Source organism: Limnoglobus sp., assembly GCF_059499385.1.
Genome location: NZ_JCABYM010000102.1, coordinates 1 through 21,602, shown reverse-complemented (window position 1 = coordinate 21,602; position 21,602 = coordinate 1). Strand labels below are relative to the sequence as shown.

The 21,602-nt window shown below is 66.6% G+C and carries 21 protein-coding genes; 9 read left to right on the top strand and 12 right to left on the bottom strand.

The genetic code is table 11. The features are described from left to right. Window positions 1-6 precede the first annotated feature (6 nt). Both AC5JJ2_RS17840 and AC5JJ2_RS17835 read left to right on the top strand, forming a co-directional pair. A complete protein-coding gene (locus AC5JJ2_RS17840; protein ID WP_495859375.1) occupies window positions 7-1,281 on the top strand; it encodes a Gfo/Idh/MocA family protein in 1,275 nt (424 codons plus the stop codon). 72 nt (window positions 1,282-1,353) lie between these two features. After that, window positions 1,354-1,608: a hypothetical protein gene (locus tag AC5JJ2_RS17835; RefSeq protein ID WP_495859374.1), complete on the top strand. Its 255-nt coding sequence runs from the start codon at window positions 1,354-1,356 to the stop codon at window positions 1,606-1,608. Between the two features lie 6 nt (window positions 1,609-1,614). On the opposite strand, the gene AC5JJ2_RS17830 is transcribed toward AC5JJ2_RS17835, so the two are convergent. After that, window positions 1,615-3,057: a glycosyltransferase family 39 protein gene (locus AC5JJ2_RS17830; protein ID WP_495859373.1), complete on the bottom strand. Its 1,443-nt coding sequence runs from the start codon at window positions 3,055-3,057 to the stop codon at window positions 1,615-1,617. Between the two features lie 229 nt (window positions 3,058-3,286). Here AC5JJ2_RS17830 and AC5JJ2_RS17825 point away from each other — a divergent pair, with 229 nt between their 5' ends. Further along, entirely contained in the window at window positions 3,287-3,550 is a 264-nt protein-coding gene (locus AC5JJ2_RS17825) for a hypothetical protein (RefSeq protein ID WP_495859372.1), read from the top strand. Here the strand turns inward: AC5JJ2_RS17825 and AC5JJ2_RS17820 are convergent. Continuing rightward, a complete protein-coding gene (locus tag AC5JJ2_RS17820; protein WP_495859371.1) occupies window positions 3,547-4,041 on the bottom strand; it encodes a MarR family winged helix-turn-helix transcriptional regulator in 495 nt (164 codons plus the stop codon). The genes AC5JJ2_RS17825 and AC5JJ2_RS17820 overlap by 4 nt on opposite strands. 108 nt (window positions 4,042-4,149) lie before the next feature. On the opposite strand from AC5JJ2_RS17820, the gene ilvC reads away from it, so the two are divergent. From ilvC to AC5JJ2_RS17800, 4 genes are all read left to right on the top strand, one after another. Further along, window positions 4,150-5,196, top strand: a complete 1,047-nt coding sequence (gene ilvC / locus AC5JJ2_RS17815) for a ketol-acid reductoisomerase (protein WP_495859370.1) — start codon at window positions 4,150-4,152, stop codon at window positions 5,194-5,196. A 505-nt stretch (window positions 5,197-5,701) separates the two neighbouring features. Beyond that, entirely contained in the window at window positions 5,702-6,100 is a 399-nt protein-coding gene (locus tag AC5JJ2_RS17810) for a hypothetical protein (RefSeq protein ID WP_495859369.1), read from the top strand. Between the two features lie 11 nt (window positions 6,101-6,111). Next, on the top strand, window positions 6,112-6,783 hold the full coding sequence (locus AC5JJ2_RS17805) for a class I SAM-dependent methyltransferase (RefSeq protein WP_495859368.1): 672 nt from the start codon (window positions 6,112-6,114) through the stop codon (window positions 6,781-6,783). Next, the gene (locus tag AC5JJ2_RS17800; RefSeq protein WP_495859367.1) at window positions 6,780-7,532 is read left to right on the top strand and encodes an MlaE family ABC transporter permease; all 753 of its coding nucleotides are present in this window, start codon (window positions 6,780-6,782) and stop codon (window positions 7,530-7,532) included. Before AC5JJ2_RS17805 ends, AC5JJ2_RS17800 begins: the two co-directional genes overlap by 4 nt. Here the strand turns inward: AC5JJ2_RS17800 and AC5JJ2_RS17795 are convergent. The 6 genes from AC5JJ2_RS17795 to AC5JJ2_RS17770 all read right to left on the bottom strand — a co-directional run bounded on the left by AC5JJ2_RS17795 (window position 7,509) and on the right by AC5JJ2_RS17770 (window position 14,861). Further along, window positions 7,509-8,498 (bottom strand): hypothetical protein, encoded by a 990-nt coding sequence (locus AC5JJ2_RS17795; RefSeq protein WP_495859366.1) that lies wholly within the window; start codon window positions 8,496-8,498, stop codon window positions 7,509-7,511. The two genes, AC5JJ2_RS17800 and AC5JJ2_RS17795, sit on opposite strands and share 24 nt — an antisense overlap. Further along, window positions 8,495-9,070, bottom strand: coding sequence for a DUF447 domain-containing protein (locus tag AC5JJ2_RS17790; RefSeq protein ID WP_495859365.1), 576 nt, complete (start codon window positions 9,068-9,070; stop codon window positions 8,495-8,497). The genes AC5JJ2_RS17795 and AC5JJ2_RS17790 overlap by 4 nt, the downstream gene beginning before the upstream one ends. Beyond that, window positions 9,067-10,422, bottom strand: a complete 1,356-nt coding sequence (pabB, locus tag AC5JJ2_RS17785; protein WP_495859364.1) for an aminodeoxychorismate synthase component I — start codon at window positions 10,420-10,422, stop codon at window positions 9,067-9,069. Before pabB ends, AC5JJ2_RS17790 begins: the two co-directional genes overlap by 4 nt. Window positions 10,423-10,429: 7 nt before the next feature. Next, complete coding sequence (locus tag AC5JJ2_RS17780; protein ID WP_495859363.1) at window positions 10,430-11,821, bottom strand: DUF6513 domain-containing protein; 1,392 nt, start codon at window positions 11,819-11,821, stop codon at window positions 10,430-10,432. Further along, window positions 11,818-12,642 carry a glycosyltransferase family 2 protein gene (locus tag AC5JJ2_RS17775; RefSeq protein WP_495859362.1) on the bottom strand — a complete coding sequence of 275 codons (825 nt, stop codon included), beginning with the start codon at window positions 12,640-12,642 and terminating at the stop codon, window positions 11,818-11,820. Before AC5JJ2_RS17775 ends, AC5JJ2_RS17780 begins: the two co-directional genes overlap by 4 nt. 185 nt (window positions 12,643-12,827) lie before the next feature. Further along, a complete protein-coding gene (locus tag AC5JJ2_RS17770) occupies window positions 12,828-14,861 on the bottom strand; it encodes an ABC transporter ATP-binding protein (protein ID WP_495859361.1) in 2,034 nt (677 codons plus the stop codon). Between the two features lie 114 nt (window positions 14,862-14,975). Between AC5JJ2_RS17770 and AC5JJ2_RS17765 the strand changes: the two genes are divergently transcribed. Beyond that, window positions 14,976-15,998: a hypothetical protein gene (locus AC5JJ2_RS17765; protein WP_495859360.1), complete on the top strand. Its 1,023-nt coding sequence runs from the start codon at window positions 14,976-14,978 to the stop codon at window positions 15,996-15,998. Here AC5JJ2_RS17765 and AC5JJ2_RS17760 read toward each other — a convergent pair. After that, the gene (locus AC5JJ2_RS17760) at window positions 15,995-16,735 is read right to left on the bottom strand and encodes a hypothetical protein (protein WP_495859359.1); all 741 of its coding nucleotides are present in this window, start codon (window positions 16,733-16,735) and stop codon (window positions 15,995-15,997) included. The genes AC5JJ2_RS17765 and AC5JJ2_RS17760 overlap by 4 nt on opposite strands. Before the next feature lie 168 nt (window positions 16,736-16,903). Then, window positions 16,904-18,097, bottom strand: coding sequence for an endonuclease/exonuclease/phosphatase family protein (locus tag AC5JJ2_RS17755; protein WP_495859358.1), 1,194 nt, complete (start codon window positions 18,095-18,097; stop codon window positions 16,904-16,906). A 161-nt stretch (window positions 18,098-18,258) separates the two neighbouring features. On the opposite strand from AC5JJ2_RS17755, the gene AC5JJ2_RS17750 reads away from it, so the two are divergent. Next, window positions 18,259-18,876 carry a hypothetical protein gene (locus tag AC5JJ2_RS17750; protein WP_495859357.1) on the top strand — a complete coding sequence of 206 codons (618 nt, stop codon included), beginning with the start codon at window positions 18,259-18,261 and terminating at the stop codon, window positions 18,874-18,876. Here the strand turns inward: AC5JJ2_RS17750 and AC5JJ2_RS17745 are convergent, their stop codons facing one another. Together AC5JJ2_RS17745 and AC5JJ2_RS17740 are read right to left on the bottom strand one after the other, a co-directional pair. Beyond that, window positions 18,877-20,760 (bottom strand): aspartate kinase, encoded by a 1,884-nt coding sequence (locus tag AC5JJ2_RS17745; RefSeq protein WP_495859356.1) that lies wholly within the window; start codon window positions 20,758-20,760, stop codon window positions 18,877-18,879. 36 nt (window positions 20,761-20,796) lie between these two features. Next, window positions 20,797-21,602 (bottom strand): THUMP-like domain-containing protein (locus tag AC5JJ2_RS17740; protein ID WP_495859355.1); only part of this gene is annotated, 806 nt, incomplete at its 5' end.

The window sequence follows — 21,602 nt, the reverse complement described above, 5'->3', positions numbered from 1 at the left end:
CTCTCCATGACCGCGTCGAACCGTCGTGACTTCATCAAGGCCGGGAGCGTGGCCGCCCTCGCGGCCGCCGCCGTGCCCGCCGTCCGCGCCGCCGGCGACGACAAGATCAAGGTCGGCCTGATCGGCTGCGGCGGCCGCGGCAGCGGGGCCATCCGCGACAGCCTGACGGCCGACAAGTCGGTGATCGTGCATTCCATCGGCGACGTGTTCGAGCCGAAGGTCACGAACCTCGAATCGAACCTGACCAAGCAGTACAAGGACCGGGTGGACGTGAAGGGCCGGGCGTTCAGCGGCCTGGATTCGTACAAGCAGGTCATCGACTCCGGCGCGGACGTGATCATCCTCGCCACGCCGCCCGGCTTCCGGCCGATCCACCTGGCCTACGCCGTCGAGAAGAGCAAGCACATCTTCTGCGAGAAGCCGGTGGCCGTGGACGCGCCGGGCATCCGCAAGTGCCTGGAGCTGGTCGAGGAGTCGAAGAAGAAGAACCTCGCCATCGTCGCCGGGACGCAACGCCGCCACCAGAAGTGCTACCTCGAAGTCGAGAAGCGGGTCAAGAACGGCGACATCGGCGAGATCGTCGGCGGCCGGTGCGCCTGGAACGGCGACGGCATCTGGTTCAACAAGCGGCAGGACGGCGAGTCGGACATCGAGTACCAGCTCCGCAACTGGTACCACTTCCTGTGGCTGTGCGGCGACCACATCGTCGAGCAGCACGTCCACAACCTGGACGTGATGAACTGGTTCATCGGCGCGCACCCGCTGAAGGCCGTCGGCATGGGCGGGCGGATGGGCGGCACGTCGGCCCGGCCGAACGGCGACCCGCAGGAGGTCGGCCACATCTTCGACCACTTCGCCGTCGAGTTCGAGTACCCGAACGGGGTGAAGATCGCCAGCTACTGCCGCCACTACCCCGGCCCGACGGACGTGTCCGAGATGATCGTCGGCACGAAGGGGACGATCCGCACGGCCGACGGCCAGGCCAGCTTGAACGGCAAGCCGATCCCGTTCGAGGACAGCAAGCCCTACGTGCAGGAACACAAGGACCTGATCGCCAGCATCAAGGCCGGCGGCAAGCACGTCAACGAGTTGCAGAACGTCACGGAGAGCACGATGACGGCGATCATGGGCCGGATGGCGACGTACACGGCCGTGAAGCCGACGCTGACCTGGAAGCAGGCGCTGGAAAGCCAGGAGGACACGATGCCGAAGGACTGGACGCTGAAGTCCGAGCACAAGGTCGGCCCGACGCCGGTTCCGGGCAAGACGAAGTTCGTCTAAGCGAAGCCGGGGCGACGGCGTGGCACTCGAATCCCGAGTGCCACGCCGATTCCGGGAGAGGAGACGATCGCCGTGACGAGTCTTCCCTGGTTCCTACTCGCCTTCGGGATCGTGTTGGTGATCGTCGGTTCACTTCTTGCGGTCGTCGCGGCGCAATCCCGCCCGCTCAAAAAGAGACGCCGACCCGAACCGCAAATGCCCCATCAAGAGATTCGCGAACTCCTCAACCACAAGGAACAGATGCCGATTCCGAACGTGGTCATTTGCCTCGGCGTCCTGTGCGTCTTCGCCAGCATGTGCTGGCGACTGGCGCGAGACTTTCGCTGAGTCCATTCATCGGATTGTTTCGTACTCCCAGATCACGAACCCGGCGACCAACTCGCCGCGGACGTGTAGAGGAAACGCCACTATCGGGGTCCGCTTCCCCAGCCCGTCGCTCGACAGCAGCTTCCGGTTCGGCCGCTCCGGGTCGAACGTCCACGGGTCGCCGTCCCAAAACAGGTAGCCGCGAGGGTGGTCGGTCAGCTTCTCCGGCAACTGCGTGAAGTGACTGGGGCGTGTGACGCCGTCGATCTGCCGCGCGTCCACGCCGACGAACCGTAAGAGCGCCACCCACTGGTACGTGTCCGTGAAAACCGGCCGCTTCTCCGGCAGCCGGTCCACGGCCGCCTTGATCTCGTAGGCGAGCTTGAACTTCTCGGCCTGCCGGATGAGCCGGTCCTTGATCGGCGGGATGACCGCGAACGGGTGAACCAGGTGAATCACCGCGAACGCCATCGCGAGCGCCGGCACGAGGAACGACGCGGGCATCGCCCACCGCCAGACCGCCTTGTGCCGCACCCCGGCGTACCACTCCGCGGCGAGCGGCCAGAACGCGATGTAGCTGACAAGCGCCCAGTTCCCTTCGAGCGGCCCGCGGGTCGCTTTGTACAGGAAGAACAGGATCGGGAACCCGTACAGGCAGAGGCAGACCCGCAGCCGCGGGTCGGCGACGAGCCGCCGCCAATTCAGGAACGCCCACGGCAGCAGCACGAACGGCATCGTCCCGGCCAGCACGACCTGGATGCCGACGAACTCCGCGAACCGCTTCAGGTTCGGGTCGGTCGTGCCCATCGAGTGCTTCCACTGGTACATCAGCGGGATGAAGTCGTGCCGAAGGTTGTGGATCAGGATCGGCGACGCGACGAGGAACGCGATGACGCCGTGCAGGGCGTAGCCGAGGAACCACTTCCGCCACCGGCCGACGAACAGGAACGTCGCGAATCCGGCCGGCACGGCGAGGCCGGTCGTGTACTTGCCGAGGACGCCACAGCCCAAGATCAGGCCGCCGAGCAACCAGTAGTGCAAGGGGATGTCTCCCTCGCCGTCCGGTGGCGTCAGCCGCTCGTGGACCTTCACCAGCCAGTAGACGTAGGCCGCCCAGAACATGAGCAGCGGCGTGTCCGGCGTGACGATGACCGCCCCGAAGCTGAACAACGGCGTGACGAGCAGCCACCACGCGACGGCCTTCGGCCGGCAGAGTGCGAGGACCACGCCGAAGACGAACGTCGTCGAGACGCACGCGGGCAGTCGCACAGCCAGTAGCGTGTCGCCGAGGAGGAACGTCGCGGCCCGGATCATGTACGCCGTCATCGGCGGGTGGTCGTAGTAGCTGAGTTGCAGCCTCTCGGCCCAGCACCAGTAGTAGAATTCGTCGTCGAACGGCGGCACGACGGGCGTGAGCAGGCAGTACACGCCGAACAGGGCGAGGACGCACAGGAACTGGTGGCGGGACAACCGAAGCCCTCCGGCCGCGCGGGAGTCGAGAATCTTGAGGGCCGCTTCATACACAAACTGTGGGGCGGACGCGAGGCCGATTTTTTCGCGCGCCCGACTTCCGAAGTCCGGCTTCGACTTCGGAAGTCGGGCGGACGGAGGGGCGGTTGCCGGGACTTCGGACGCCCCCTGCGCGGGATCGACTTCCGAAGTCGAAGCCGGACTTCGGAAGTCAGGTTTGGAGTGTCACATGCTCGACGAGTTCATCGGCAAGAAGGTCGTCATCGACTTCCACAGCGAGTTCGTCTGCCTCGGGCTGCTGAAGGCGTTCGACGACCACTTCCTCGATGTGAGGAACTGCGACCTACACGACCTGCGGGACACGGACAACACCCGCGAGAACTACGTCGCGGGATCCGTATCGACGGGCGTGAAGCGGAACCGCAAGCGGGTACTCGTCAGCCGCAAGGACGTGATCGCGATTTCGTTGATGGAAGAAGTGGTGGACGATTAGGAATACGCCGCGAGCCACTTTCGCAAGGATTCTTCCAACCGCCCCACCTCCGCGGCCGACAGGGTCGGCATCGAGTCGGCCGCCTCCTCGAACCGCGTCCGCGTCGCCGCGTCGATCAGCTTCCGCCCCTTCGCCGTCAGCACGACCACCACGCCGCGGCGGTCGGTCGGGTCCGGTTGCCGCTCGATCAGCTTCGCCGCTTCCAGCTTGTCCAGCCGCGAAGTCATGCCGCCGGACGTGAGCGCCACGTTCTCGCAGAGCTGCGTCGGGTTCAGCCCGCCGTGCGGCTCGCGGCGGCGGAGCGTGGCGAGGATGTCGAACTGGCCGAGCGTCAGCCCGTGCGGCTTCAGCACGGCCTCGACGCTCTGCTCCAGGTGGCGGGCGAGGACGATCACCCGCCCGACGACCGCGAGCGGCGACGGGTCGAGGTCCGGCCGCACCCGCTGCCAGTCGGCGATCATCCGGTCGATCACGTCCGCGTCCTGTCCCATGCCCTACAGCTTACCCGCAAGTATCTTGATGTCAAGATTCTTGACGCCGAGTTAATCGGCGAGTATCCTGTCCGTGCGGTTCTCCCCATCCACCGAGGTGCGACGACGATGAAAGACATGATCGTGGGCGAGTTCAAGGAAGTGGCCATCGAGCGGGCCGACTACCCGCCGGCGAAGGTGAAGCAAATCCTGGCGAGCGAGACGGTCGCCGTCCTCGGGTACGGCGTGCAGGGCCGCGGCCAGTCGCTGAACATGCGGGACAACGGCGTCACCGTCATCGTCGGCCAGCGGAAGGGCGGCAAGGCTTACGACCTCTGCCTCGAAGACGGCTGGGTTCCCGGCAAGACGCTGTTCGAGCCGGAAGAGGCCGCGGCGAAGGGCACGGTCATCCAGTACCTGCTGTCCGACGCCGGGCAGAAGGACATGTGGCCGAAGCTGAAGCCGCTGCTCACGAAGGGCAAGGCGCTCTACTTCAGCCACGGGTTCTCGATCGTCTACAAGGACCAGACCGGCGTGATCCCGCCCGCGGACATCGACGTGATCCTGGTCGCGCCGAAGGGGTCCGGCACGACCGTCCGCCGGTTGTTCCTCGAAGGCCGCGGCATCAACAGCAGCTTCGCGATTCACCAGGACGCCACCGGCAAGGCCCGCGAGCGCTGCCTGGCACTCGGCGTCGCCATCGGGTCTGGTTATCTGTTCGAGACAACGTTCCAGAAGGAAGTGTTCTCCGACCTGACGGGCGAGCGCGGCGTGCTCATGGGCGCGATCTACGGCCTGTGGCTCGCTCAGTACGAGGTGCTTCGCGCGCACGGCCACAGCCCGAGCGAGGCGTTCAACGAGACGGTCGAGGAGGCGACGCAGAGCCTCTACCCGCTCATCGGCGAGCGGGGCATGGACTGGATGTACGCGAACTGCTCGACGACGGCGCAGCGCGGCGCGCTCGATTGGTTCAAACATTTCCGCGACGCGTCGAAGCCGGTGTTCGAGAAGCTGTACGAGTCCGTGGCGACCGGCGAGGAAACCCGCCGCACGCTGGAGGCGAACAGCAAGCCGGACTACCGGCAGCAGCTCGAGAAGGAACTGAAGGAGATAGCGGAGAGCGAGATGTGGAAGGCCGGGGCCGTGGTGCGTGGGCTACGTCCGGAACGGCAGTAAGGCGGCTGGGATGATGAGTCAGTCGAGCGAGCGAGGGTTTGCTCGACTGACGTACAGAACTTTAAATCAAATTGAAACCTTGCCTCTCTATCTCATGAAATGCCATTATTAAGATATCGGATCGCCCAATCGTTCGGCCCGATGTCTTTGGCTATTTGTTCAGATCGACGGCCGGGAAAATCGAAAAAATCTTTCCTCCTTCATCGTCTCCGTAAGTACCGTGGGGGGATAGTAGTCCGCGCGCCCAAGTCCGGAACCCAAGGCCTGCCTCCAGGTGGCATCCTTGACACCCCGCGCCGGCGGGCAGTAGGATGCCCCCAGACTTGACCGCTGTGCCCGCCTGTACCTCACCTCGGCGGGAATTGAGACCACCCAGAACAGCGACAAAAAGTCCCCAAAACGTGTTCCGCGGCAACGCAAGAACACTCATTTAACTGTCGATACTTTCGGCCCAGGACTTGGGCCGCCCTGGTCTTCGACCGCCAGAACCGCGGGAGGAGTGCTAATGGCGACGCTACCGACGCTTCAGGAGTTCCGCACCCGTTGGCTTCCCCACGCGACCAATCGCGGCCTGGAGCGAATCGTGGAGCTTTTGGAAGCCGCCAGCCCGCTGCTCATTCACGGGGCGTTCACCCGGTGTGCCTCACAGGGTTGCCTGGCGACGCACCTGGCGTGGCACCACCCGAAGACGGAACAACTTCAAACCGACGCGGGCGTTGTCTGGTTGACGCGGGTTGCGAAAATGAACCCGGCCACGTCCGCCGTGCTGCTCGAATGGGACCGCTGCGGCGTCCACAACTGGGCGCTCCGCGACCAACTGATCGCGGAATGCCGGGACGAACTGCACCGGCGGGCCGAGCGGGAACCGTCGGACGCGGTCGAACCGGACCTCTGCCTGACTTGATCGGAGCCGCCATGTTGGAGCGCGTCCTCGAACCCGAAGTGATGGACACGCCCGACGAGGCCCGCGACTACGACGAGATGGACCACTCCGCCGTGAACCGGGCGTTCGCGGCGGATTTTTTTTCGACCTTCCCGCACGCCGACAACCCTCTCCTCGATGTCGGAACGGGGACCGCGCAAATCCCAATCGAGATGTGCCGGCAGTCGCCGCGGGTAGCACTGGTCGCCATCGACCTCGCCGACGAGATGCTGCGGATCGCGGCCCGGAACGTATCGGGGGCCGGGTTCGGCAAGCGGATCAAGTTGGAGAAGGTGAACGGCCGCGAGTTAGCCTACCCATACGGGCACTTCGCGGCCGTCGTGTCGAACAGCATCATTCATCACATTCCCAACCCCACCGACTGCTTCGCCGAGATGGTCCGCGTCTGTCGGCCGGGCGGGGCGCTGTTCGTCCGCGACCTGTTGCGGCCGGAGTCGGAGGAAGAACTCACACGGCTCGTCAAGACTTACGCCGGGGACGCGAATGACCATCAGCGGACGCTGTTCGCGAACTCGTTGCGGGCGGCATTGTCCCTGGACGATGTCCGATCCATCGTGGGCGGACTCGGGTTCGCCTCGGATTCGGTGAGGCAAACGACCGACCGCCACTGGACCTTCGCGGCCACGAAACCGACGCCCCCATGAACACGCTCGCCGCCGTCGGCCACTGGACGCACTTCTCGGCTCTCGCGCTCGTCACCCTGTTCCGCACCGCCGTCCGGCCCGGCCTGTGGCTGCGGCCGTTCTACCGCGTGCTCGTCGGCGGGCTGCCGCTGGCGGCGGTCGCCGGCCTCGCGCTCGGCGTCGTCATCTGGATGCACACCCGCGGCGTGTTGCAGAAGACCGGCACGGGGGCCGTCGAGTTCCTGCCGACGTTTCTCGCGGCGGCCGTGCTGTTGGAACTCGCCCCCATCGGCGCGGGGCTGATCGTGGCGGCCCGCACCGGCGCGAGCATCGGCGCGGAGCTGGCGGCCATGCGGGTGAACGAGCAGGTGGACGCGCTCGAGCTGCTCGGCGTGTCGCCGATGAAGCGGCTCGTCGCCCCGCGAGTGCTGGCGTGCGTCCTGGCCGTGCCGCTGTTGCACGTCCTGATCGCCACACTCGCCATCGGCAGCGGGTTCGTCGCGGAGTCGGTCATCGGCCAGACGACGTGGCTTAAGTACCAAACAGCCGTGATGCGGGAACTGTACCTCTTCGACGTGCTGCCCGCGCTGCTGAAGACGCTCGCCTTCGGCTTCCTGACCGGCGTGACGGGTTGCTACCTCGGCCTGTCCGCCCGCGGCGGGTCGGAAGAAGTCGGCACGGCGGCGACCGATAGCGTCGTGATTTGCTCGTTGCTCGTCTTGTCGGCGGACGTGTTCCTCGTCGGCTTAACCCGGCTGATCGTCGGGTAGAACTCTCACGCCCTGGTTGTCAGCGGCCGTCACCCGCAGGTCGGCGAGGTTCGGGAAGCGGTCACGCAGCCGGTCCGCCAGTTCGGTCGCCTCGGCCTCGTTCCGGGCGAACGCGAACACGGTCGGTCCCCACGACGACTGGCCGACGCCGCGGACGCCCCACTCGAGCAGCTCGTCGATGATCCCGGCGACCGCCGGTCCCGCGTAGGGGCCACCCTGGTCGTCGTCGAACGGCTCGCCGGCGATCCGGTTGAAGTCCGTCAGGTTCACGGCGAACGTGTCGAAGTCGGCCCGCTTCAGCGCGGGGACGATGAACTCGCTCGCGAGCCGTGACAGTCGGGAAGTGGTGTCGAGGGCTTCGGCCGCCGACCGCCGGCGGCGGAACGCGGTTCGTTCGGCTTCGCCGTGCCACGCGCCGGGCACGGGCGGCCGGGCCAGCACGACTCGCCAGTCGGACGGCACGTCGATGCGTTCCCGCAAGACGGGCAACTCGTCGCCGAGCTTGCCGTCATCGACGATGAAGCCACCGTAGTAGAAGCCGTGAACGCCGATACCCGACCGTCGGCCGCGGCCGACTACCGCGGGTAGTTGTTGCTGCGGAACGTAATTGCCACCTTCCGCGTCGTTGGCGGCGAACGCCAATGTCATGCCGAGGGCCGTGCCGACGCCGAGGCCCACATGTTCCGGCGGCCCGTCCGCGTGGAAGCGGAGGTAGCTGCCGGAGGACGGGAACGTGATCCGGTCCCCCACGACCTTCGCGAACGCCGTCGCGCGGTCGGCGAGGCTGCCGTTGGCTGGCATGAACTGCCGTGAGGATGTTACGCGAACGCGGACTTGTGGATCGACCACCATCATCCCCAGGCCGCCGAAGTTCCTCACCGGTGTGCCGTCGGGCCACGCGGTCAACCTTTCGACCGGGACATGGAACAGCCCGAAGTGAAGCCGACACGGGGCCACGACCGTCATCGGGTGGCCCTCGCGCGGTAGTCTGCCCACTCGCGTTCCAGGAACGCCATCGCCTCGAACTCCTGCGGCCCGGCCGTCTTGTCCACGATCACCCGCAGCCGCCTGAACTCGGCTTCGATCTCGTCTGCCGGCAGAATGTGGAACCGCGTCGCCAGGATCGCGGCTTCGAGGGCCGCGTGTTTCGCGCGGTTGAAGCCGAAGAAGTCCCGTTGTGTTCCGGTCGCGACAACCTCGGCCTCGATCCGCACCCGCTGCTCCGAGTCGTCGAGCGACTTCACACGAAACTCTAAGTACCGGCACGCATCACTCAGAATGAACCCGCGGACGTGGCCGGCCCGCCGGTGCGGCGGAAAAGCGTCTACCTTGCCGACGGCCGCCTTCGCGAGCAGCAGCACGTCGTCGGTGACGTGCAGCACGCCCTCGCCGTGCCGGCGGAGGTTCTGGTACGTCGTCGAAGTCGGGAACGGGCGAAGCAAAAATGTCCGCAGGTCGGCCGTCACGCGCGGGCCCATCGGCGCGAGGTGCGGCGACCCGTCGGAATTCGTCGTCGTCACCAGCCCTTCGAGGATCATGTCTTCAACGCCCGCAAGAGGCCGGCCGCCTTGTGGAGGGTTTCCTCGTACTCGCGTTCCGGGTCGGAATCCGCGACGATGCCGCCGCCGACCGGGAACTGCAGCCACCCGCGGCCGGCGGTGAACGTGCGGATCAGGATGTTCGAGTCCATCGCCCCGTCGAACCCGATGAACCCGACGCTGCCGCAGTACGGCCCGCGGGCGGTCGGCTCCAACTCCGCGATGATCTCCATCGCCCGTACCTTCGGCGCGCCGGTGACGGACCCGCCGGGGAACGCGGCCCGCAGCAGGTCGAACGGCGTCAGCCCCGGCCGCAGCTTGCCGCGGACCTCGGAGACGAGGTGGTGGACGTAATTGTACGTCTCGACCTCGCACACCTTCGGCACGCGGACCGACCCGTACTCACACACGCGGCCGAGGTCATTGCGGAGTAGGTCCACGATCATGACGTTCTCGGCCCGGTCCTTCGGGTTCGTCACCAGGTCGAGCAGGCGGGCGGCGTCTTCCTCCGGCGTGTAGCCGCGGGGCCGCGTGCCCTTGATGGGCCGGGTGACGACCTCGCCGTCCGTGACCTTCAGGAACTGCTCCGGCGACGCGGAGGCGATTTGGTAGTCACCCATGTCGAAGTAGCAGGCGTAGGGGGCCGGGGACGCGCGGCGGAGGCGGCCGTAAAGTTCCAGCGGGTGCTCCGTCAAGGGAGCGAGCAACCGCTGCGAGAGGTTGACTTGAAAGGTGTCTCCGGCGTGAACGTACTCGATGGCCCGCTCGACGGCCGTGACGTACTCGTTTCGCGTAAAGTTGGAATGCACGTTCGGGCCTACCGTGCCCCCGGTCGGCCGCGACACGAAGCTGTCTGGCCGCGAAGGTTGTTCGTTCCGCTTGGCATAGCCGGTAAACGGGGTGCGCGACTCGAAGAGAGCCTTGATCTCGCGTAGCCCCGATGAGTTCGCCCGCCCTCGCGAAACGAGCCACGCCCGGTTCCTTTGATGGTCGAAAGAGACGACCCAGTCGTACCGGTTCACGAACAGGTCGGGAACTTGGAACTCGTCCTGCCGTGGTCGCGGTACTCGCTCGAACTGATTCGCCAACCCGTACCCGAACTGACCGGCGTAGCCGCCCTGAAACGGCGGCAGCCCGGACACCGCGGGCGAATCATTCGTCCGAAAATCCTTCAAGTCGGTGATCGTCTCGACCGGATCGGCCATCACATACGAGTACCGCCCACGGTCCGGGTGGCGCTCGGACGAATCGAGGAACAGCAGGTGCGGCAGGTGGGCGAGCTGGCGGGCCACGTCCCACGGGTCGGGGCAGGGGATCAACTCCTCAACGAGCGGCGGGTTCGACGCGGCCATGACGTGATTATAGCCCCGCGGTCCGATGGCTGATTTCTGGCACGGTCAGGAAGCCCCATCGCAGGGCACGGTCCTGCTCGTAGTTCTTGCCGAGCGTCAGGGCCGTCACCGCCTTCGCCAGCTCGTAGCCGAGGTAGAAGGCGTGCGACGGGTCCATCTTCTCGTCGCGCTCCTGAATCTGCTCGAACAGCACGAACGGGTCAGTCCCGCGGAGGTACATCTTGCCGTTGAGGACATGCAGCTCGCCGCGCTCGGCGAAGATGCGGTAGTTGCGGTCGGTGATCCGCGAGGCCAACTCTCGCAGCGTGTCCTCACCGTGAACGTGCAACTTCGGGTCGCGGAGGAGGACGAGGTTCGGTTCGAGCCGCTTCGGGAGCACTTTCTCGCGGACGGCGTGGTAGACCAGCCGTCGGGCGAGGGCGAACTCCTTCACGCTGCTCCGCGCCCAGTTGATGACCTCCGTGGTCAGCACGCTCCGCACGCCGAGTTCCTGGCAGAACCCGGCGAGCATGACGTTGATTCCCGCGGAGTCGGCGTCGGTCAGTTCCGTCAGGTTGCCGATGCCCATCATGATCTCGGCGTCCGGGTGGCGGCGGCGCGTCTCGACGTATCGCCCGAGCGACGCGGCGAAGCCGAAGCCGATCGGTTCGAGGATCGGGTCGAGCCGGTGCTTCACGCCGAACTGCTGCAATTTCTCGACGGTGCGATCCAGGCTTTCGAGATCGGTCGGTGTGTCCGGGATGGCGACGACTTCGATGTCGGGGAACGAGTCGCACCATTGCTTCGCGAGGTTAACATTCGAGCCGTTCACGCTGAGGACCAACTCCGCCCCCGCCGCGAGCGCCGCTTCGACCTCGGCCGGGTCGAACGAGTCGATGGAGACGCTGAACCCTTCGGACCGCAGGGCCGACACGGTTTCCCCGACCCGTGGCCACGTCGTTCCGGGATCGCAGCCGAGGTCGATCACGTCCGCGCCGTCGGCCCGGTGGCGGCGGGCGAGCGTCAAGATTTCGTCGAGCGTCAACTTCGGGGCGTGGTTGATCTCGGCGACGATTTCGATGTCGTGGCCGCCGTAGCCGGGCGGCGGGCCGGACCGGTGGCCGAAGTATTCCGGCAGGTCGCGCAAGTCCTTCGGCCCGAGCGCCGTCGGGCGACTGGCGATCTCGTTCACTTCCCCGCGGCAAAGGCCGGGTAACAAAATGCGGTCGATGGATTCGGGGACGGTGAGATGGCTCGCGACCCACTTCGTCGTCATCAGGGCCGCGACGGTGATCGGCAGGACGGCGACTTCCGCCTCGAACGACGCCTTCGGTTGCAACTCCGCCAGCACCCGGCGGAGGGACGGCTCCGCGAGCTTGCCGGTCACGAACAGGATGCGCTCGCGGCCATCGGCGGTCATGGCGGCACGGGGGTCGAAACCGCGGGCGGCGGGCTGTGGAACTGCGCGTCCTTGAACACCGTCCAGAAGTCGGCCCACTCCGTCGCCGGCGTTTCGTCCGGCTTCGGCGTCAGTGGCTCCTCGGCGACGAGGACGGATAGGAACGTCAGCTTCGCGAAGATTTCCGCGTGGACGAAGTCGCTGTCGGACTGGAGCGGGAACCGGTCGAAGACCGAACGGCGGAACACCTTGAACGCGGCCCGCACGTCCACGAGCGGCACGCCCATGACGAGCCACAGCACCCAGGAGCGGAAGTGTTCTTGGAAGCCGAGCCACCCGTCGAGCGGCGGCGGGGCGATGCCGAGCGCGACGCGGAGGAACAGGCGGTAACCGCGGCCGACGAGCTTCCAGACCGCGGGGACCGGCCGGCCGGTGCGACAGCCGCTGACCGCCTCGACCGTGCGATGCACGTCGTACACGGGGACCGATTCGCCGAGCCGCTTCAGCAACTTCGTGAGGTCGCTCGGCGTGTACGGGTAATCGACGGCCGTGTAGCAAAGGATCGGGTGCGTCGGTTCGGCGAGGGCCGTGCGGAGGGCCGCCCCGTACCCGCGGCGGCGGTCGTGCTTCAGCAACCGTAGGTTCGGGATGGAGCCGACGAGTTGTTCGAGGATCGTCGGCGTCTTGTCCGTGCTGCCGTCGTCGATGACGACGAGGTCGTACCCGCGGCCGAGTTGAGTTTGCAGGAACTCGGACCACGCTCGGAGGGCCGGTTCGAGCTTGTCCGCGCCGTTGTGGACGGGAATGACGATCGTGACGGGTTCGGGTTCAGGCGGCGGCATCGGTGGACCGTGAGAAGAAGGCCACCGTTCACCTTATGGTCGTAGCGGGGTTGGGAGAAGCGCCAGACTTCCGAAGTCCGGCTTCGACTTCGGAAGTCGATCCTCTCACGGAGTTTCAGCCACCGGCAACAGCCCCTCGTCCGCAACGACTTCCGAAGTCGAAGCCGGACTTCGGAAGTCAGGGGTTACGCCGCGTCGGAGCGGAGGACGAGCTGCGCGTCGTACAGACGCTGGTAGAGTTGGCAGCTCGCCATCAAGAGCGGGTGCGTGCCGACGGCCACGACCTTGCCGGCGTCCATCACGACGATCCGGTCGGCGATTTCCACGTTCGACATCCGGTGCGTGATCAGGAACGTCGTCCGGCCCTTCACGAACTCCTTGATTGCCAGGTGAATCTTCGCCTCGCTCTCCGGGTCGATCTGGCTCGTGAACTCGTCGAGGATCAGAATGCTCGGGTTGCGAAGGATCGCCCGCGCGAGGGCCAGCCGCTGCTCCTGGCCGCCGGACGGCTTCCACCCGCCGCCGATGACCGTCTCGTACCCGCCCGGCAGCATCTCGATGAACTCGTGGGCGAACGCCTTCCGCGAGGCGGCCTCGACTTCCTCACGGGTCGCGCCGGGCTTCCCGTAGGCGATGTTGTTGAAGACCGTGTCCTGGAACAGCACCGTGTGCTGCGTGACGACGCCGACCTGCTTCCGCAGGCTGCGGAGGTTGACCGTGCGGGCGTTGATGCCGTCGATCAGCACCATGCCGACATCGGGGTCGTAGAACCGCGGCAAGAGGCCGAGGAGCGTGGACTTGCCGCACCCGTTCGGGCCGACGAGCGCGACGGTTTCGCCCGCCGCGACGTGAAGGTTCACCACGTTGAGCGTGGGCGTCTCCGTGGCCTCGTCGTAGGCGAACGTGACGTTGCGGAACTCGATCGCCCGCGCGTGCCGCGGCAGCACCGGGCCGTCCGCGTTCGAGGTCACCGTCGGAACCTTGTCCGCGAGCGCGAAGATGCGATCCGCCGCGGCCGCCCCGGCCTGGATTTTCGTGTACACGCTCGACAACTTCCGCACCGGGTCGGCGACGGCGATGAGCAGCGTGTAGAGCGTCAGCAGTTCGGTGAACCCGAGCGGGTCGTCGCCCCGCATGTTCATGCCGAGGATCCGCTTATTGCCTGTGATGACAAGGTATGCCCCGGTCGTGAGCGCGCACCCGAGTGCGATGACGCCGAGCCACTCGATCATCGGCCCCGCGAACGCGTCGATGTTCGACACCCGCTGCGCCCGCCGGGCGTAGTCGTCGGCCGCCCGGCGGAACCGCCTCCGCTCGTAGGGTTCCATCGTGAACGCCTTCACGACTCGGATGCCGTCGATCGTCTCGCGGATGATTTGGTACAGGTCGGACATCCGCTCGAGTAACTTCTTCGCGGCCCGCCGCATCATCCGGCTGAGCTTCGTCAGCATGATGAGGGCGAGCGGCACGAGGACCACGAACACGCCGGTGAGTTGCCACGATATCTGGAACGCGAGGTACAGGCACACGAGCGCTTTCAGCGGCTCGACGACGAGGCGGCCGTAGAGTGTCTTGATGCCTTGGCCGAGCTGCTCCACGTCGTTCGTCAGCCGGGACATGACCTCGGACGTGCCGGCCTCCGCCAGTTGCTTCGTGTCCTGGTGGACGAGCGACCGGAACAGCCGGTTGCGGATGTCGTACAGGGTGCGATTGATCGTCCCGCCGACGAGGACTTCCTGGCCGAAGTCGAAGACGCCTTTCAGCCCGACGCCGACGACGACGGCGACCATGACCCAGACGAACATCTCGAACGGGTCGTTCGGTAGGAACCGCGTGATCTGCATTTGCAAGAGGCGGTTCCAATAAAGCCGCGCGTTCACGTCTTGCAGGTGGCCGTGGATGGCGGCGAGCTTGTCGTTCAGTCGCCGGAGGACGTTCTCGCGGTCCACCGCGTTCGGTTGCTTTTCGACCTCCTTCAACTTGGCCTGAACGTCGGTCTGCTCCTTTTCCCATCTCTGCTTTTCGGCTTCAAGCTCGTCGATCTTCTGTTGGACCTTCTGGTGCGGCGTCTTGTTCTCGGCCAGGATCGTGAGGACGATGCCGACGCTGGAGATGTTCGCGCCCCACAGGGCCGCCACGAGGATCGCGCAGACCACGGAGAAGAGGAGCCGCCCGCGGTACACCCAGGAGAACTTGAGCGCGCGATAAAAACTACGCATGAAGCGGCCGCTCCGTCGACCGGGGCATCCAACGGGTCGTGAGAATTGCCCCTTTTACCGTCCCCGCCGAAGTCGCGGCAAGGGCAACTTCGAGTTCGTAAAACAGCCCGACCAATGAACCTCGACCTCCTGCGCAATTGGCTAGCCCTCCCGCCGGGGCCGTGGCCGCCGGACGACCGGGCACTCCTCGGTGTCCCCGCCGGGCCGATCTCCGCGATGGACGTGGAGCAACGGGCACTCGGGCAGATGGAGAAGCTGCGGCCGCACCAACTGGTTCACCCGGACCTCGTCACCGAGGGGATGAACCGGCTCGCCCAGGCAATGATTTCGCTCATCGAGGAGGCGAACCGCGCGGCCCAGCAGTCGAAACTGGAACGCGAACGGCAACGGACGGCCGCGAACGACATCGTCCTCGACGCCGACGTGCTCGCTGGGAAGTCCGCGCAGCCGGTTGTCCTCGAAGCCGAGGTCGTGTCCGTGCCGCGAATGCTGGAGAAGAGGCCGCCGGCGAAGCCGCGACCGCCCAAACTGAAGAAGCCGAAGAAGAAAAAGAAGAAGCCGAAGCCCGCCCTGCCGGGCGTGGACGTACCGAATGTCGAGCCGGTCCCGCCGGGGGCGACGTACTCCCCGGCCGAGCGGCGGAAGGGGTACGGCGAACTCGTCGCCATGCGGCGGGTGCTGAAGGCGTGGGAGAAGCTGCAACCGTACTTCTCGGTCCCGTCCGAAGACCTGGCCACGCCCGCGACCGTGTTCGGGTTCGTGGAGTCGGTCCGCGAGGCGCGGCGGACCGTCGCCGTGGACGCCGACCGCGCGTGGTTCGTCGAACACGGACAGCTAGTTCTCACGCTCGTGAGCAACCAGCACGCGCTGCCCATTTTTCGGAATCTGGTGCTGACGCAGCGGCAGCAACTCGCCACCGACTGGGCCTACGCCACGGCCCACCTGCGGAGCCGCTACTTGGGGTTGCGGGAAGGGATGCGGGAGTCGAAGCCGCGGAAGGCGGTCGGCGTGTCGGCGCGGAAGGGGATCGCGTGGCTGAGGCGGAACCCGGAGTGGGTGATGGCCGTACTCATCGTCACGGCCGTGGTGATCGCGTTCGTCCGGTCGGTCAGCCGGGGGCCGGCCGCCGACGGTTAATTCCCCTTCGGGGCCGCGGCCGCCGTCGTGTCGATCGGATCGACCGGCCGGTAGATCCACCGCTCCCCGCCGAGGCCGCCGTTGTTCTCCCGCTTGATGTCGTCGATGCCGGGGTTGGTGCTATCGGTCGGCTTCGAGAAGTCGAGTTGCAGCGTCTTCACCTTGATGAGCTTCTTCCCGTCGTCCTTCTTCTCCGCCACCAGCCCGTCGGACAGCCCGCTGACGTAGACGCTGAACTTGTTCGTCGTCTTCGCCCGCAGCGGCACGTCGGTCCAGATCGCCAGCCCGGACACGTACCGCGGGAACGAGTCGGGTTTCGTCACCGGGATCGGGTTCTGCGTGACCTGCACCGTCGTCTGGAGGTTCATCACGTTGTCCGGGTCTTCCCTCGCGGCGATGGCCTTGAACACCGCCGGCTGCGGCTCGTCGAGGTGGCGGGTGTACAAGTCCTTCGTCACGAGTTCGAACTTCAGCGACGTGACGGCCTGCGGGTTCGCGGTCGTGTTATAGATGCGGTAGATCATGTACCACGCCGTCACCTTCCCCTTGCCGGGCACGTCCACGGTGAGGATGCGGGGCGGGGCGTACCGGAAGTGCAGCGTCCAGTTCCCGGCCTTGTCGCCGGGAGCCGGGGCCGGCTCGACCGTGCGGAACGGGTCGCCGGCGCGCGGGGCCTGGGCGGACGACGGGGACGCGACGAGGGCGACGAGGAAGCCCGTGAGTAGAACCCGCGACATGCGAACCTCCGACCGGACGGCGAAGCCTATTCCTGGAAGTTACCCGGTAACGGCGGGTCGTTCAAGTGCCCGGCGGCCGTTCGGCGGCACGTCGGCCCGGCGACGGGTGATACAGTCGGCAACCGCAATCGCGGTCGTGCCGGTCCTGCCGGGCGTGCGGAACGTGCCTCACTGCTTCGTCGGCGTCGCCGGGCGGACGGTCAGCTTCACCGTCAGGGGGAAGTGGTCGCTGTACCCGCGCTCCGAATCTCGGAGGTTGCGGTCCGGGTCGCCGAACCGCCACGGCTCCCGCCGCGTCGCGCCGGTGCGGATCAGCCCGTCCGTGACCGTCTTGATCGAGTCCGGGTCGCACGACCACCCGGCGTCGTCGAGCAGCCCCCGCGACACGCAGACGTGGTCGTAAATGAGTGGCTTGTTGTAATAGATCGTGCCGAACTTGTCGGCCGTCTTCCCGGCCATCAGACTCAGCAGCGGCGGGAACTCGCCCCCGGCCTTGACCTTCTTGATGTCGCCGATCGCGCCGAGGTCGAACGTCAGCTCCTTCGCGTCCGGCGTCTCGTTGAAGTCGCCGCAGACGAGGAAGTCCGTGTCCGCGTTCTTGTCCGCGAGCGACTTGTAATAGTCGTAGATGCCGCGGGCGTACTTCTCCCGACCGGCCTCGCCCGTCCCGCCGTCGTCCTGTCGGAGCTTCGAGGTCCAGTGCGACGCGACGATGCAGAGGTCGTGGCCGTTGACGAACAGGTGCGTCTCCAGGATGCGGAGCCGGGACTTCGTTTCGAGCATCCGCGTGCGCTGCTGGGAGAGGGGGAATCGACTGACGACGCCCGGCGCGATGTGCCGCCCGCCGTCGAGGTTCTTCATCGCGAGCGAGACGTACTTCAGCTTCGGGTCGGTGATCTTCGCGTTGAGCGTGCCTTGCAGCAGTTCCAGGGCGCGGACGCTCTCGACCTCGCAGCACGCCAGCACGTCCGGCCCCTTGCCGTCGTTCATTTTGAGGATCGCGGTCGCGAGCCGGTCGAGCTTCAGTTGCCGCAGCTCGGCGTTGTCCGCGAACGGGTTGTCGTACTCCTCGTCCACGCTCCGCCGCTTGTCGTTCTTGTCGTCGAACAGGTTCTCGACGTTCCAGAACGCGAAGAACACCTCGCGGGTGCCGGGCGTGTCGAGGTTCACCGGGGTAAGCTCGCCGGTCTCGCCGAGCGTGGGTTGCCCGGCAGGTTTGGACTTCTGGAACGCCCCGGAGAAATAGAGAAGCGCGCCGACGGCGGCGACGCCCACGAGCGCCAGTTGAACGGATCGCGGCAACCGGAGGAACGCATCCACGAGGAACCGGGCGTCGAGTTGGCGGCGGGCCGTGCGTTGCATGGCGGAATCCTCTCGTGGCGGGTCGTCCCGTTCACTTTACGCCGGTCGTGCGGGTTCCTCACGGAAAATCGGCTGGACAGGTTATGCGGGCCACGCTATCGCCGTCGGACAAGCGAATCACTCTCGGTTGAGGGGGGCGGGCCATGCGGGGAGCAGGGGCGATGGTGGCGGGCGCGGTCGGGGTCGCGCTCGGGGCGGTGGCGACGATGTTCTACGCCGGCCAGCCGCGGCAGCTCGGGGCGGCGGCGAGCGACCGCTACCAGGACTACGTGATGTCCACCGGGGCAGTGTCGATCAACCCGCGCATCCAGACGGACGGCGTGTGGCTTCTCGACTACAAGTCCGGCAAGCTGCTGGGCACGGTCATCGACAAGCAAGCGGGGAAGATCATCGGCTTCGCCGAGGTCGATCTCGCGGCCGAGTTCAGCGTCGAGCCGCGGCAGGACGTTCACTTCATGATGGTGACCGGGTATGTGACGCAGGGCCAGTCGGCGCTGTACATCGCGGAAACGACGACCGGGAAGTTCGGCGTCTACACGATGGGGCCGGGGGCGAACGGCGGCGGCATCGTGATCCGCCGGCACGACATGACGAACTTCCGACAAGGGGCCGCCCCGGTGGCGGAAGCCGGGATCGCGCCTCGGGAACCGGCTGCGGGGCTGCCGGGCGGCGTGCCGGTGGTCGCGCCGCAACCGCAGCCGCCGGTTCCGGGCGGGCCGGCCGTGCCGCAAGCGGGTGCGCCGATTGTGCCCGGAGGTGGCGTGCCGATCATGAAATGATCAGCCAACGAGAAATGCCGCCTTCAGGCACGCGAGGGCTTCCGCCCCGCGGGCCTTGTCGATGACGACGCCGAGGCACACCTCACTCGTGTTAATCATCGCGATGTTGATCCCGCGCTCGGCGAGAGCCCCGAACATGGTCTTCGCGACGCCGGTGTGCGTCCGCATGCCGACGCCGAGGACGAACAGGACGGCGACGTTCGCGTCGCCGACCGCTTCGCACTTCGGGTCGATGGCCTTCGCCACTTGCTGCGTCAGCTTCAACGCCCGCGGTAGATCGACGGTCGGCACGGTGAACGAGAGTTCCGCCTTGCCGGGGCCGGTCATGTTCTGAACGATCATGTCCACCAGAATCCCGGCCTCGGCGACGGCCGTGAACACCGTCGCGCAGTTCCCGGCCCGGTCCGGCAGGTCGCTGATCGTGATGCGGCTTTGCTCCGTGTTGAGATGGACGCCGCTGACGAGAATGTCTTCCATCCCGCCGAGCTTCGCGACGGCGTTCAGGCGGTCGTCCGACCCCGGCGACACGAGCGGGACCGGCCGCTTGAGGAAGTCGCCGACGGCCTTGCCCGCCCCCTTCCGCGGCTGCGACAGCCCGAACGCGGCGTGAACGGCGCGGAGGGCTTGCCGCCCGCGGACGGCCTTACGGGCCTCCAGATGCGCCTTCTTGATCGGCTCCCCGGCCGGGTCTTTCATCACCTCATCGGTGACCTCTTCCTCCTCGATCAGCACGCTGATCTTGATGTCGCCGGTCGTAATCATCTTCAGGTTGATCTTCTCGGCCGCGAGCGCGCGGAACATCTTCTCGGCGACGCCGCTAACGGTCCGCATCCCGGCCCCGACGACCGACACCTTACTGACCTTCCCCATCTCGCGGATCGCCGCCCCGAGTTCGGTCATGAGCGGCTGGAGCGTCTTGATCGTCTTTTCGCGGTCGGTGTTGATGACCGTGAACCCGATGGTTGCCTTCCCGCCACTGCCGACGCTCTGTGCGATCATGTCCACGGCGACGTTCGCCGACGCGAGCGCGGAAAAGATTTTGTGGCTCACGCCCGGCCGGTCGGGCAGCCCTTCGAGCGTCAGCCGGGCCTCGTCGTAGGCGAGGGCGACGCCGCACACGGGGATCTCGGTCATCCAGTCCGCTTCCGGCACGATCCACGTCCCGAGCGCGTCCGACTGCGAGTTGCGGACCATGAGCGGCACGTCGAACTTCTTCGCGAACTCGATGCTCCGCGAGTGCATGACGCCCGCGCCCATACTCGCCATCTCGAGCATCTCGTCGTAGCTGATGGCGTCCATCTTCCGGGCGTCCGGCACGATCCGCGGGTCGGTCGTGTAGACGCCGTCCACGTCGGTGAAGATTTCGCACTGCACCTCGTACCCGGCCTGCTTCAGCGCCGCGGCGACGGCGACGGCCGTGGTGTCCGACCCGCCGCGGCCGAGGGTTGTGATGTCGTCCAGCTCGTCCGTGCCCTGAAACCCGGCGAGGACGACGATGTGCCCGCTCTCGAGCGCCTGCGACAGCCGCGACGTGTCGATCTTCTTGATCCGGGCCTTGCGGTGCGTGCTGTCGGTGACGATGCCGATCTGCGGGCCGGTGAAGCTGATCGCCTTCTCGCCGAGTTCCTGAATCGCCATCGCGGTGAGGGCAATGCTGATCTGCTCGCCGGTCGCGAGGAGCATGTCCATCTCGCGGGCGGACGGCGTGCCGCTGATCTCGTGGGCCTTCGCGATGAGGTCGTCCGTGGTGCTGCCCTGGGCGGAGACGACGACCATCACCTGGTTGCCCTCGTGTTTCGCACGAATCGCCTTCCGCGCCGCCTCCATCACGCGGTCGGCGTTCTTGACACTCGACCCGCCGAACTTCTGCACCACGAGCGCCACGGCCGCACCTCACGGAGAGTTTGAAAATCAGCGTTGTTATACGGCGCGGGTCGCGATGATCGCGACCGGCCTCCCCGCGGCCTGCGTGAGCAGCACCTCGCGGTGTCGCGTGCCGGCGAGCTTCCACTTGCGGAGCAGCTCGTCCGCGTCGGCCGGTGAGCCGCGCTTCACGACGGTGACGCGGCCGATGTCGTGCGTGCGGAACCACTCGCCGAGTTTCTTCGCGTGGAAGGGAAGCGTTTCCTCGACCTCGTAGATCGTGGCGAACGGCGTCGGTTTCAAATCGTTGGACGTGAGGAAGCCGATCCGCTCGTCGAGCAACCGGCCGTCGATGGTGGCGGCGAAGTTGGTGAGCAGCCCGGACCGTGTGAGCGACGGGTCGGGGTCGTAGACGTAGTGGAGCGGTTCGCTCGTCGGCGGGGGCGCGGCGGGTTCGACGGCCGCGAGGGTTTCGCCGGAGGGCAGGGCGGTCGCTCGGACGCGACACGTTTTCAGCGGGCCGAGCCAAAGGACGCACTCCTTCAGTTCGCCGTCGAGGGAGATGAACTCGGCTTCGCCGTCGAAGGCGTGCAGGTCGTCCCACGGCACGCCGGGGGCGAGCTTGAACGCGGCCGGGAAGCCGGGCGGGAACCGTGCGAGTACGGCGGCTGGTGGTGGCTGATAGTCGGCGACCGACAGGAAGCGGCGGCCGTCGGCGCGGCGGCCTGGGTCGCAGAAGAACGCATCCACGCGGGGCAGGGGGTCGGTCAGCACGTCGGCGAGGAGGACGTGGTTTCGTAGGTCGGGCCGAGGCTTTGCGAGGCCCGACTCTTGTTCCCTCCCCCCTTGGGGGGGAGGGTTAG